General features: G+C 68.7%; 11 protein-coding genes and 1 pseudogene. 6 read left to right on the top strand and 6 right to left on the bottom strand.

The features are described from left to right. Positions 1 to 275, bottom strand: a pseudogene (locus VFH59_RS00610) (trehalose-phosphatase); the annotation flags it as partial. 62 nt (positions 276 to 337) lie between these two features. Next, positions 338 to 1660, bottom strand: a complete 1323-nt coding sequence (locus VFH59_RS00605) for a hemolysin family protein (RefSeq protein ID WP_325162945.1) — start codon at positions 1658 to 1660, stop codon at positions 338 to 340. Positions 1661 to 1826: 166 nt separating this feature from the next. Between VFH59_RS00605 and VFH59_RS00600 the strand changes: the two genes are divergently transcribed. Next, positions 1827 to 2456 (top strand): pit accessory protein, encoded by a 630-nt coding sequence (locus VFH59_RS00600; RefSeq protein ID WP_325162944.1) that lies wholly within the window; start codon positions 1827 to 1829, stop codon positions 2454 to 2456. A gap of 10 nt (positions 2457 to 2466) precedes the next feature. Beyond that, positions 2467 to 3588 (top strand): inorganic phosphate transporter, encoded by a 1122-nt coding sequence (locus VFH59_RS00595; RefSeq protein WP_325162943.1) that lies wholly within the window; start codon positions 2467 to 2469, stop codon positions 3586 to 3588. Between the two features lie 45 nt (positions 3589 to 3633). On the opposite strand, the gene VFH59_RS00590 is transcribed toward VFH59_RS00595, so the two are convergent. Further along, entirely contained in the window at positions 3634 to 4038 is a 405-nt protein-coding gene (locus VFH59_RS00590; RefSeq protein WP_325162942.1) for a hypothetical protein, read from the bottom strand. A 64-nt stretch (positions 4039 to 4102) separates the two neighbouring features. Between VFH59_RS00590 and VFH59_RS00585 the strand changes: the two genes are divergently transcribed. Both VFH59_RS00585 and recQ read left to right on the top strand, forming a co-directional pair. Further along, positions 4103 to 4441 (top strand): MGMT family protein, encoded by a 339-nt coding sequence (locus VFH59_RS00585; RefSeq protein ID WP_325162941.1) that lies wholly within the window; start codon positions 4103 to 4105, stop codon positions 4439 to 4441. 146 nt (positions 4442 to 4587) lie between these two features. Beyond that, positions 4588 to 6402 (top strand): DNA helicase RecQ, encoded by a 1815-nt coding sequence (gene recQ / locus VFH59_RS00580; RefSeq protein ID WP_325162940.1) that lies wholly within the window; start codon positions 4588 to 4590, stop codon positions 6400 to 6402. Here the strand turns inward: recQ and VFH59_RS00575 are convergent. The 3 genes from VFH59_RS00575 to VFH59_RS00565 are packed head-to-tail and all read right to left on the bottom strand — an operon-like array spanning position 6399 to position 9066. After that, on the bottom strand, positions 6399 to 6794 hold the full coding sequence (locus VFH59_RS00575) for a response regulator (RefSeq protein ID WP_325162939.1): 396 nt from the start codon (positions 6792 to 6794) through the stop codon (positions 6399 to 6401). The two genes, recQ and VFH59_RS00575, sit on opposite strands and share 4 nt — an antisense overlap. Before the next feature lie 5 nt (positions 6795 to 6799). After that, on the bottom strand, positions 6800 to 8305 hold the full coding sequence (locus tag VFH59_RS00570) for an ATPase domain-containing protein (RefSeq protein WP_325162938.1): 1506 nt from the start codon (positions 8303 to 8305) through the stop codon (positions 6800 to 6802). Further along, positions 8305 to 9066: a HAMP domain-containing sensor histidine kinase gene (locus tag VFH59_RS00565; RefSeq protein ID WP_325162937.1), complete on the bottom strand. Its 762-nt coding sequence runs from the start codon at positions 9064 to 9066 to the stop codon at positions 8305 to 8307. The genes VFH59_RS00570 and VFH59_RS00565 overlap by 1 nt, the downstream gene beginning before the upstream one ends. A gap of 431 nt (positions 9067 to 9497) precedes the next feature. Between VFH59_RS00565 and VFH59_RS00560 the strand changes: the two genes are divergently transcribed. Then, positions 9498 to 10022, top strand: a complete 525-nt coding sequence (locus VFH59_RS00560; protein WP_325162936.1) for an FHA domain-containing protein — start codon at positions 9498 to 9500, stop codon at positions 10020 to 10022. Beyond that, positions 10007 to 10903: serine/threonine-protein kinase (locus VFH59_RS00555; protein WP_325162935.1), on the top strand; the 897-nt coding region annotated here is incomplete at its 3' end. The genes VFH59_RS00560 and VFH59_RS00555, both read left to right, overlap by 16 nt.

Here is a 10903-nt window from a genome sequence, read left to right as displayed (position 1 = left end):
TGCAGGCCGGCCATGGCCCAGGGCGGTGCGCCGAACAGCCGGTCCAGGTCGCTCACGCCGCGACCGCTGACCAGCGCGAGGGCACCGTCGAGCTCGTCGTGGAGGGCCTGCAGCAGGGCATGCAGCGCAGGCGACACGCGCACGGCCGCCGGGTCGTCCGCGAACTCCAGCAGGCAGCCATCCACGTCGAGGAACAGGGCCCAGCGCTGGTCCGGCCGGGGCAACGGTGGCCCCGGCAATGGGGCGCTCACGCTGGCGGGCTTGGGTGAAGACATCGCTCCCAAGACTAGCAAAACGGGCGTGAAGCCGAGCTGCGGACGCTCCCGGCGGTGCCGCCCTACTGCTCGTCGTCGGCGGCCTCGATGCGCGGGGCGGGCGTCACCAGCAGCTTGTCGATGCGCGCGCCATCCAGGTCGACCACCTCGAAGCGGATGCCGCGCCAGGCGAACACCTCGCCCACCTGCGGGATGTGGCCCAGCGCCGTCATCACCATGCCGGCGGCGGTGCGGAACTCATGTTCCTCCTCGCCCGGCAGCCGCTCGACGTGCAGCAGCTCGCGCAGGTCTTCGGTGGAAAGCGAGCCGTCGACCAGCCAGCTGCCATCCTCGCGCGGCACGATCGGCGGGTGTTCCTCGTTGCCGCCGTGGCCGAGCTGGCTGGCGCCGACCACCGCCGCGAGCAGGTCGTTGAGCGTGACCAGGCCTTCGATGTCGCCGTATTCGTCGACCACCAGCGCCATCGGCGTCTCGGCGTCGCGGAACTCCTCGAGCAGGTCCATGGCGCGAGCCGTGGCCGGCACGTACAGGGGCTTGGCCAGCTGCCGGAAGAGTTCCGGCGCATCGCCGGCGATGCCGCCGATCAGGCTCTTGACCTCCAGTACGCCGACCACGTCGCTCTCGTCCCCCTGGTACACCGGGTAGCGCGAATAAGGGGTCTCGCGCATCACCGCGATGTTTTCCTCGCGTGAGGCGGACTGGTCCAGCCAGGCGATGCGCATGCGCGGGGTCATCACGCTGTCGACGGTGCGGTCGCCCAGGCGCAATACGCGATTGACCATGTTGTGCTCGTCCGGGTCGAGCACGCCCTGTTCGGCGCTTTCGGCGACCAGCAGGCGGATTTCCTCTTCGGTGACCCGTCCGCTGCCCTGGTCGTTCGCCCGCAACAGTTTGAGCAACAGCCCGCTGGAGCGGTTCAGCAGCCACACGAACGGGCCGGTGAGGCGGGCCAGGAAGAGCATCGGCATGGCAACGAAGCCGGACAGCCGTTCGGGGGCCGAGAGCGCAAGCCGCTTGGGCAGGAGCTCGCCGATCACGATCTGGATGTAGGAGATCACGACGAAGCCGATCACGACGCCCAGGCCATGGGCGTATGGGGCGAGCCAGCCGATCCGGCCGCCCTGCAGCAGTTCGGCGAAGCGGTCGCCCAGCCGGTCGCCCGCCAGGGCACCGGTGATGAGCATCACCAGCGTGATGCCCACCTGGACGGTCGAGAGGAAGTGCTCCGGCGCCTCGGCGTGGCGCAGCGCCACGCGGGCGCGGCGGCTGCCCTTGGCCATCTGCTTGAGGCGGCTCTTGCGCGAGGCGACCAGCGCCATTTCCGACAACGCGAAGAAGCCGTTGAAAACCGACAGAAGGATGACGAGCGCGATATCGGTCAGCATCGCGGCGGGAAACTTCGGGGTCGCATGGGGCGCAGTGTACGGGATGGCCGGCGGCGCCGCAGCGGCGCGTGCATGGCCGGTGAAGCCCCGCCTTCCTGCCCGCGGCCGGTCGACTCCTGTAACATTCCGCCCGTTTGACCTCTCACTCCGGCTTCCAGGCACGCGCATGTTTTCACTGCAGACGATTTTCGGTAAGGGCGACAAGTTCTACGGCCTGCTCGAGCAGAGCGCCGAGGCGGCGCACGGCAGCGCCAAGGCGCTGCACCAGATGCTCTCGCACAAGGAGCGCGCGCCGGTGATGGCCGATTTCGCCGGCGCCCGTGCCCGCGAGAAGGCGCTCGCCGCGCAGATCAGCGAGGAACTGATCAACACCTTCGTCACCGCGCTGGATCGCGAGGACATCGAGGCGCTCAATTCCGCGCTCTACAAGATCCCCAAGACGGTCGAGAAGTTCGCCGAGCGCTATTCGGTGGTGTCCGAGCGCGTGGCGGACGTCGATTTCGCCCAGCGCGCCTGCGTGCTGGAGGAATCGGTCAGCGTGGTCGTGGAGATGATCGGCGAGCTGCGCCACGGCCTGCGCATCGATCCGGTCAGGAAGCTGCAGGACCGCCTGCAGGCGCTGGAGTCCGAGGGCGACCGCATGCTGCTGGCACCCTACCGCACGCTTTACGTGGAAGGCCACGATGCGATGAAGGCGATGCTCGCCAAGGATCTGTTCGAGCTGATCGAGAAGGCGATCGACAAGTGCCGCGACGTCGGCAACATCGTCTACTCGATCGTGCTCAAGCACTCCTGAGGCCGCGCGCATGAGCCTGGGCCTGGTCTTCGCGGTGGTGCTGATCGCACTCGCCTTCACCTACATCAACGGCTTTCACGACACCGCCAATTCGATCGCCACCGTGGTGTCGACCAAGGTGCTCACCCCCGGCCAGGCCGTGCTGCTGGCGGCGGTGACCAACCTTGCCGGCGCGCTTTGGGGCACGGCGGTCGCGGTGACGATCGCCAAGGGCCTGATCGACGTGGGCGTGGTGGACGTGGGGCCGCAGTTGCTGATCTGCGCGCTGCTGGCGGCGATCGTGTGGAACCTGCTTACCTGGTGGCTGGGCCTGCCGTCCAGTTCCAGCCATGCGCTGGTCGGCTCGCTGGTGGGTGCCGCCATCGGTGCGTCGGGCGGGCAGTTCTCCGCGGTCATCTGGGCGCAGGGCGGTGCGCACTGGTGGTCGGGCAGCGGCGTGATCCCCAAAGTGGTGGTGCCGATGCTGGTCTCGCCGGTGATGGGCTTCGTGCTGGGCTTCATCCTGATGGGTGCGCTGTATGCACTGTTCGCATGGCTGGCCAACCGCAGCGGCGCGCTGCGCCGGTTCGGGCGCACGCCCTTCGTCAACGCGCTGTTCGGCAAGGCGCAGGTGCTGTCCGCAACGGCGATGGGCGTGTCGCACGGCATGAACGATGCGCAGAAGAGCATGGGCATCATCGCGCTCGCGCTGGCCGGCGCCACGGCGGCCCACCAGTTCGATCACCTGCCGGCGTGGCTGGGTTTCCTGCGCATCACCCAGGATGCCTCGCACCCGTTCGCGGTGCCGGTATGGGTGACGGTGCTGTGCGCCCTGACCATGGCGGCGGGCACGGCCGGTGGCGGCTGGCGGATCATCAAGACGCTCGGCCACAAGATGGTCAAGCTGCACCCGATCAACGGTTTCGCGGCCGAGGGCAGTTCGGCGGCGGTGATCCTGGTTGCCTCGGCATTCGGTATCCCGGTCTCGACCACGCACGTGGTCTCGGCCTCGATCATGGGCGTGGGCGCGGCCAAGCGCTTCAATTCGATCCGCTGGTCGGTGGTCGAGCGCATGGTGTGGGCGTGGATCCTGACCCTGCCGATCACCGCCCTGCTGGCTTACTTCCTGGTACAGCTCGTGCGCGTGCTCTGAGACGTCCCGTGCTGCCGCCGCAGCATCGCGGCAGGCACGTCAGGATCAGAAACTGTCGCCCCCGCTGGCGATGATCTGCTCGAGCTGGTCGCCGAGCAGGCCGAGTTCGCCGATCAGCCGTTCCAGCTCGCTGCCATCGAGGAACTCGTACGGGCGGTTTTCGCACAGGTGCAGGTACGGCGAGCCGTCCAGGTCGGCGACCGCGAGGAAGCCGGTGCGCTGTTCCCAGTTGAAGCGCAGGCAGCGGCGCGGGTCGGTACCGGCCAGCGGGCCGATCGGCGTGGAAAGGCGCAGGTAGCGGCGGCCGCCCTCGTCCTCCAGTTCCGCCAGGTAGATGCCCTGGTGGCGGCCGAGCGGCAGGGACAGATCGAAGCTGATCAGGTACGGGTCGTTCTGCCGTAGCGTGTACTGGCTACCGACATGGGAACGTACGGCTTCGAAATGGCGCATTGACGGACTCCTTGAGGCGGCCGCGATGGTAACCTGCCGCCCCATTGCGCCCAAGTGATGGTCCATGCAGGAAAGCCACGCCCGCGTCTATGCCGCCATCGCCGCGATTCCGCGCGGCCGTGTCGCCAGCTATGGCGCGATTGCCACGCGCGCCGGCCTGCCGGGTCGCGCGCGGCTGGTCGGCAAGCTGCTGGGCGAGACGCCGGAGGGCATGCAGTTGCCCTGGTTCCGCGTCTTGCGGGCGAGCGGCCACATCGCGTTGCCGCCGGGCAGTCGCGGCTTTCGCGAACAGTGTCGGCTGCTGCGCGCGGAGGGCATCGAGGTGGTCAATGGCCGCGTGCCGCTCTCGCGCTTCGGGCTGGATGCGGATCTCGATCGCGCGCTGTGGGGCCTGTCGCCGTAGCTCGGCCTGAACTTGCCGATCGTTGGCGCCGGCGGGGCCGGGCCACCCTGCGCCGAACGCGTCCTACGGCCCGCTCCGGCTTTGCCTACCGCTTCAGGCGCACGTCGCCGACGGCCATGCGATGCCGCTTTGGTAGCATGCACGCGATGTCCTCCCGCGCCCTCGATCTCCTCCATAGCGTCTTCGGTTACGCCAGCTTCCGCGGCCAGCAACAAGCCATCGTGCACGCGGTGGCCGAGGGCGGCGACGCGCTGGTGCTGATGCCCACCGGCGGCGGCAAATCGCTGTGCTACCAGATTCCCGCATTGCTGCGCCCGGGTACGGCGATCGTCGTCTCGCCGCTGATCGCGTTGATGCAGGACCAGGTCGACGCCCTGCGCGAGGCGGGCGTCGCCGCCGCCTACCTCAACTCCAGCCTGGAGGCCGGGGACCAGCGCGAGGTCGAGCGCCGCCTGCTCGCCGGCGGCCTGAAGCTGCTCTACGTGGCTCCTGAGCGCTTGCTCACGCCGCGCTTCCTCGGCCTGCTGGAGCAGGTCGACGTGGCGCTCTTCGCGATCGACGAGGCCCACTGCGTCTCGCAGTGGGGCCATGATTTCCGGCCCGAGTACCGCGAGCTGGCGGTACTGGCCGAGCGCTTCCCGCAGATCCCCCGGATCGCGCTCACCGCCACCGCGGACCCGCGCACGCGCGAGGAGATCGTCGAGCGGCTCGGGCTCGGCCGGGCTCACCAGTTCGTCTCGAGTTTCGACCGCCCGAACATCCGTTATCGCGTAGCGCTCAAGCACAATCCGCGCACGCAGCTGATGCAATTCCTCGACGGCCACCGCGGCGAGGCCGGCATCGTCTACACGATGAGTCGCCGGAAGGTCGACGACACCGCCGCCTGGCTCGCCGAGGCGGGCATCGAGGCGCTGCCGTACCACGCCGGGCTGGATGCCCGCACGCGGGCGGCGAACCAGCAGCGCTTCCTGCGCGAGGACGGCGTGGTGATGGTCGCCACGGTCGCGTTCGGCATGGGCATCGACAAACCCGACGTGCGCTTCGTCGCGCACCTGGACCTGCCGCGTTCGATGGAGGGCTATTACCAGGAGACCGGCCGCGCCGGCCGCGACGGCCTGCCGGCCGAGGCATGGATGATCTACGGCCTGTCCGACGTGGTGACGATGAGCCAGATGATCGCCCAGTCCGACTCGGCCGACGAGCGCAAGCGCATCGAGCGGCAGAAGCTCGAAGGCCTGCTCGCCTTCGCCGAGGCGACCCGCTGCCGGCGCGCGCTGCTGCTGGGCGCCTTCGGCGAGGACTACCAGGGCCCCTGCGGCAACTGCGACAACTGCCTGGAACCACCAAGGACCTGGGACGCGACGATCCCCGCGCAGAAGGCATTGTCGGCGGTCTACCGCAGCGGCCAGCGTTTCGGCGCCGGACACGTGATCGACATCCTGCGCGGCATCGAGGGCGAACGGATGCGCCAGCTGGGCCATGATCGCCTCACCACGTTCGGCATCGGCGCCGACATGGACGAGAAGGGCTGGCGTTCGGTGTTTCGCCAGTTGCTCGCCGCCGGCCTGCTGGAGGCCGACGCCGAAGGCTACGGAACACTGCGCCTGACGCCTGCCAGCCGTGCGGTGCTGACGGGTGGCCAGCCCGTATCCCTGCGCGAGGATGCACGCCCGGTGCGCAGTGCCCGCCGTCGCCGCGACAGCCAGCTGGTGACGGGGACCAGCCTTGGCATCGAGGCTTACGAGCAACCCATGTGGGATGCCCTGCGCGCCCTGCGCACGCGGCTGGCCAAGCAGCAGGGCGTGCCACCCTACGTGGTCTTCCATGACGCCACGCTGCTGGCGATGCTGCGGGCCATGCCGGCCAACGAGGACGAACTGGCGGAAGTCAGCGGCGTGGGCGAGGCCAAGCTCAAGCGCTACGGACAGGACTTCCTGGCGGTGATCAACGCGACGGACTAGCCAGGCGGAGGCTCGTGGCCGACCGCCAGCGTATCCGGCGGCATCAGCAGTGGCAGTAGCCGGAGTACCTCGGCCATGCGGAAGGGCTTGCGCAGGAATGCACGGTATCCGCTGCAGCTATCGCGGACTGCCGCTTCGTCGAGTGAGCTCATCACGACGACCGGTACGTGGGCCAGTGCGGCGTCGGCTCGCAAAGCCTCCAGCATCGCGGCGCCGCCCATGATCGGCATCATCAGGTCGAGCAGGATGAGGTCCGGCGGCGTCTCTCGCGCGCGGTCCAGCCCCTGGCGGCCATTGATGGCCGTGACCACCCGGTAGCCCTCGTCCTGGAGGATGGCCTCCAGCACCTCCGCAACGCCGAATTCGTCGTCGACCACGAGCACGGTATGCATGGAGCTCAGCCCCGCTCCGGCGGCAAGACGTCATGTCGGGCGGTGGCCGACCGATCGTCTTGTGGCGCCTCCGGAGCAGGCCTTCCGTATCCGAAAAGCATGTCCTCGGCACCCTTGAACCCGGCCTGCAGCTTCACTCCCGCAGCGCTGATCTCGAACTCGCGCAGCCGGGGGTCGAAGCCGCCCCCACGCACCTTGAGGACCGAAATCAGTCGATACAGGCGTGCACCGTATTCGGCGAAACGCAGGAGGACCATGTTTTCGGCCAGCGCGGAAACGCCGGCGATAGGCATGTGGACCTCCGGACTGACCAGATTCGGTGTTTCGACCGCGAGCAGGGTGGTCACGCCCAGGACGCGCAGTTCGTCCGTCAGGGCCGCGAAGAACGCCGGAAGCCGGTCGCGGGCGTCCGCGGCCGATATGAAACCGCCGAGGCTGTCGATGAACAGCCGCTTGACCCCGTGCCGCCTGACGGCGTCCAGCAAGGCGTTGCCAAGGTCGTCGAGGATCTGTTCGGTCGGCGGCCGCCACACGATATGCAGGTGCCCCGCATCGATCGATTGCTGGAGTTCCACGCCGATGGCCGCCGCATTCGCCACCAGCCGCTCGGGCGTCTCGAAGAAGCCGAAATGCAGGCCCGGCTCTTCGGCGCTGCAGCAGCTCAGGAACGAGGTGCCCAGCGTGGTCTTGCCCGCGCCGCTCGCGCCCAGCAGCAGGGTGGAGGTGGCGCGCAACGGGCCGCCGGCCATCATGGCGTCCAGGTCGGGTACGCCGGTGGAAACCCGCGCAGCCGGTGCCCGAGCCGTGGCACTGGGAAGGAAGGCCTCGACCCGCGGGAACAACACGATGCCCGCGGTGCCGATGCGGAACGGGTGGCGACCCCGCAACGATGCCGAGCCGCGGAACTTCTTGATTTCGAGCTCGCGCTGGCGCCGCTTTCCGTAAGCCACGTCGTCGAGCGTGATCAGCCCGTCGACCATCGTGTGCTCCGGGTGGTATTCGGACCGGCTGCCGTTGGTCAGCAGCAGGACGGTGCAGTCGGCCAGGGCGGCGTGCGCCTGCAACTCGTGGATGAACTTGCGGAATTCGCGGTCGGACGCGCTCGTCTCCTCCACGGCCAGCAGGCCATCCAGGACCAGCAGGCTGGCGCGATGGGAGCGGATCTCCCGCCGCAGCAGATCCATGAGGCCCTTGAGGCCTTCGTCCTCCAGCGTGCGGAACGCGCTGACGTAGTACAGCGAACCGGGAATGGCCTCGGCGTTGTAGAAGCTCATGCCGGCCATGTGCTGCAGCATCCGCGCGTGGCTTTCGGCCAGCAGCGTGACGAACAGGGCGCGACCACCATGGCCGACGTGGTGGAAACAGACCTGGTTGGCCAGAATCGTCTTGCCTGCGCCGGGAGAGCCTCGCACGATGTAGACGGCGCCCCCGAACAGGCCTCCGTCAAGGATCTGGTCCAGCCCGGGGACGCCGGTGGAAATGCGCTGCAAGGTCGGATCTGCTGTGCTCACTACGGGTGTTCCGCCGATGGTTGTCTGGTGATGTCCCGGGGCAGTCGCACGATGAACGTGGCGCCCTCGGAGGGCCTGCTCCTGACCTGGATCTTCCCGCCCTGCGCCTCGACCAGCTGGCGCACCAGCCAGAGGCCCACGCCGAAGCCACCGCTGGTGCGTTCCCGGCCGGCGCGCTCGAACCGGTCGAAGATGCGCGCCTGGGCGGCCACGGGAATGCCGATGCCTTCGTCGCGCACCTTCAGCACGATGCCGTCGGGAACCTGCGAGAGTTCGACCTGGATCGGCTTGCCGGCGCCATAGCGGATCGCGTTGGACAGCAGGTTGTCCAGTACCTGTTCGCTGGACAGCCGGTCCCACGTGCCTACCACCGACGGCTCGACATGGCATTGCAGCGCGGATCCCGCGCGATCGGCCAGCACCAGGTAGTTGCGTGTGGTGAGCGCAACCAGCTCGGCCATGTCGAACGTCGAGGGCTCCAGGCGTACCTGCCCCGCGTTCAACCGGGAGACCTCGAGCAGTACGCTTGCGCGCCGCAGGTAGTGGTCGATCGCCTGCTCCAAGCGCTCCAGGCCTGCGACCAGCGCCGGCGATGCCTGTTCGCGCCGGGCGCGCGAGACCAGCAGTTCCACCTGGCCGGCGATCGGCGTCATGGGATTGCGCAGCTCATGGGCCGCAATGGCGATGAAATCGTCGCGCACGGCGATCGCCTTGCGCAGTTCGTCGATCACCGATGCCTGGTCGTCGTCGGCAGAGCTCACTCCGCAACCGCCTCCGGGTGCGTGCGGCACGCGGCCGCCGTCATGCCGGAAGCCCGTGGTCCGGCAGGCGGAAAACGCATGGATCGGTATGAAAGCATTGCTGGCAGCCGCCCACGTCAAATGATCCGCCGTCACGGTCGCGAGCGGGCACGACGACGCTCTGAAGACGCCTATAGTGCCTCAAATCCGCCCTCACTGATTTCACGCGCCGTTGACGGGTGTGCTGGCGTCCTCCGCGGCGCGCCTCGCGGTCGATCCCGGGAGCCGGAGGATCGCCGCGACAGGGCAAGTGTCCTGAAGAGTGCATCGGTTCGCGCCGACCATGTGAACACGGTCGCGCTCCGGGGGTGTGGCGTGGCATGGCGGGCGTCCCCATGCCTTGATGACAGACGCTTGGTTATAGTGCGTGGATATCCCACCGAGGCATATCGATGGACAGCCCTGGCCCGACTCCCGTTCTTTCCCGCTCCAAGCGATCGTCCGGACCGCAGGGAACCCGGCTGTTCTCCGCCGAGGAATTGCGCCAGGTCGCGCGCGAAGCGGCCCCCGTCCTGCTCGGTCGGGCCAGCGCCGCCGCGCCCGTGCTGGAGGGCGCCACCGGGGCGTTCCAGGGCCAGCGCATCTCCCTGCGCGCCGGGCGGCAGACGATCGGCCGGCGTGGCAACAACGACATCGTGCTGGACGACCTCAGCGTGTCGGCCTCGCATGCCTGGATCATGAACCAGCAGAACCACTATGTCGTGATGAACACGCTGTCGACCAACGGCACCTTCGTAAACGGCAAGCGCATCCACGAAGCTGCCCTTCGCCATGGTGATCGCGTCCGTTTCGGGCAGGTGGAATTCACCTTCCTGACCCGCGAACGCGACGGCACGGCCGGTTCGCGGCAGGGCTGGCTGGCGCTCGGTGCCGCGGCACTGGTGGCGATGGGAGTGGCGGCGTGGTGGCTGGTCTGACCCCAGTCGCCGAGGAGCGGGCGGTCCCACCGGCGGTGGGACGCTATCGCATCGAGGGCGTGCTTGGCGCCGGCGCCATGGCAGAGGTCTACGCCGGCTTCGACCCGGAGATCGAGCGCCGGGTGGCGATCAAGTGCCTGCGCAGCGCGGTGGCGGCCGATCCGGCCTACCGCGCGCGCTTTCTCACCGAAGCACGCGCGGTCGGCCACCTGACCCATCCGCACATCGTCACCCTGTTCGACGTGGGCGAGATGGAGGACGGCCGCCCGTACATCGCAATGGAGCGGCTTTCCGGCGACACCCTTGCCAGCCGTGTGGCGCGCGAGGGCTTCCCTGCGTTGCCGGTGATCCTCGGCCTGGTCGAGCAGATCGCCGGCGCACTTGATTACGCGCATGCGCAAGGCGTGATCCACCAGGACATCAAGCCGGAAAACATCATGCTCTCCGACGGCTGGCAGCACGCCAAGGTGAGCGATTTCGGCATCGCCGAGCGGCGCGACCTGCGCAACGCCGGCGCACCGCGCCGCGAGATCGGCGGCACGCCGGCCTACATGGCGCCGGAGCACCTGCGCGGCGAGCGCACCGACGCGCGAAGCGACCTGTTCTCGCTCGGCGTGGTGCTGTTCTGGCTGCTCTGCGGCAAGCTGCCGTGGGAAGAGACCGGGGACGTCCGGCGACTGCTGGCCGAGCGCCAGCGCCTGCCGCAGCCCACGCTGCAGCCGCGCGACCCGTTCACGCCCTCGATCCTGCTCGACATCGTGCAGACCCTGCTCGCTCCCGCACCGCAGGACCGCTACCAGCGCGGCGCCGAGCTGATCGACGACCTGCGCCTGGCCCTGCGCGAATACGAGCGGCTGCACGAGAAGCCGATCGCCACGCGG

The organism is Frateuria sp. (assembly GCF_035695185.1).
Classification (GTDB): domain Bacteria; phylum Pseudomonadota; class Gammaproteobacteria; order Xanthomonadales; family Rhodanobacteraceae; genus Frateuria_A.
Note: the sequence above shows the minus strand (reverse complement) of the source record. Positions and strands in the feature narration are given on the sequence as shown.

Excerpts from the sequence above, each read along its gene's own strand:
- VFH59_RS00605 (WP_325162945.1), bottom strand. The coding sequence starts at position 1,660 with ATGCTGACCGATATCGCGCTCGTCATCCTTCTGTCGGTTTTCAACGGC.
- VFH59_RS00600 (WP_325162944.1), top strand. The coding sequence starts at position 1,827 with ATGTTTTCACTGCAGACGATTTTCGGTAAGGGCGACAAGTTCTACGGC.
- VFH59_RS00595 (WP_325162943.1), top strand. The coding sequence starts at position 2,467 with ATGAGCCTGGGCCTGGTCTTCGCGGTGGTGCTGATCGCACTCGCCTTC.
- VFH59_RS00590 (WP_325162942.1), bottom strand. The coding sequence starts at position 4,038 with ATGCGCCATTTCGAAGCCGTACGTTCCCATGTCGGTAGCCAGTACACG.
- VFH59_RS00585 (WP_325162941.1), top strand. The coding sequence starts at position 4,103 with ATGCAGGAAAGCCACGCCCGCGTCTATGCCGCCATCGCCGCGATTCCG.
- recQ (WP_325162940.1), top strand. The coding sequence starts at position 4,588 with ATGTCCTCCCGCGCCCTCGATCTCCTCCATAGCGTCTTCGGTTACGCC.
- VFH59_RS00575 (WP_325162939.1), bottom strand. The coding sequence starts at position 6,794 with ATGCATACCGTGCTCGTGGTCGACGACGAATTCGGCGTTGCGGAGGTG.
- VFH59_RS00560 (WP_325162936.1), top strand. The coding sequence starts at position 9,498 with ATGGACAGCCCTGGCCCGACTCCCGTTCTTTCCCGCTCCAAGCGATCG.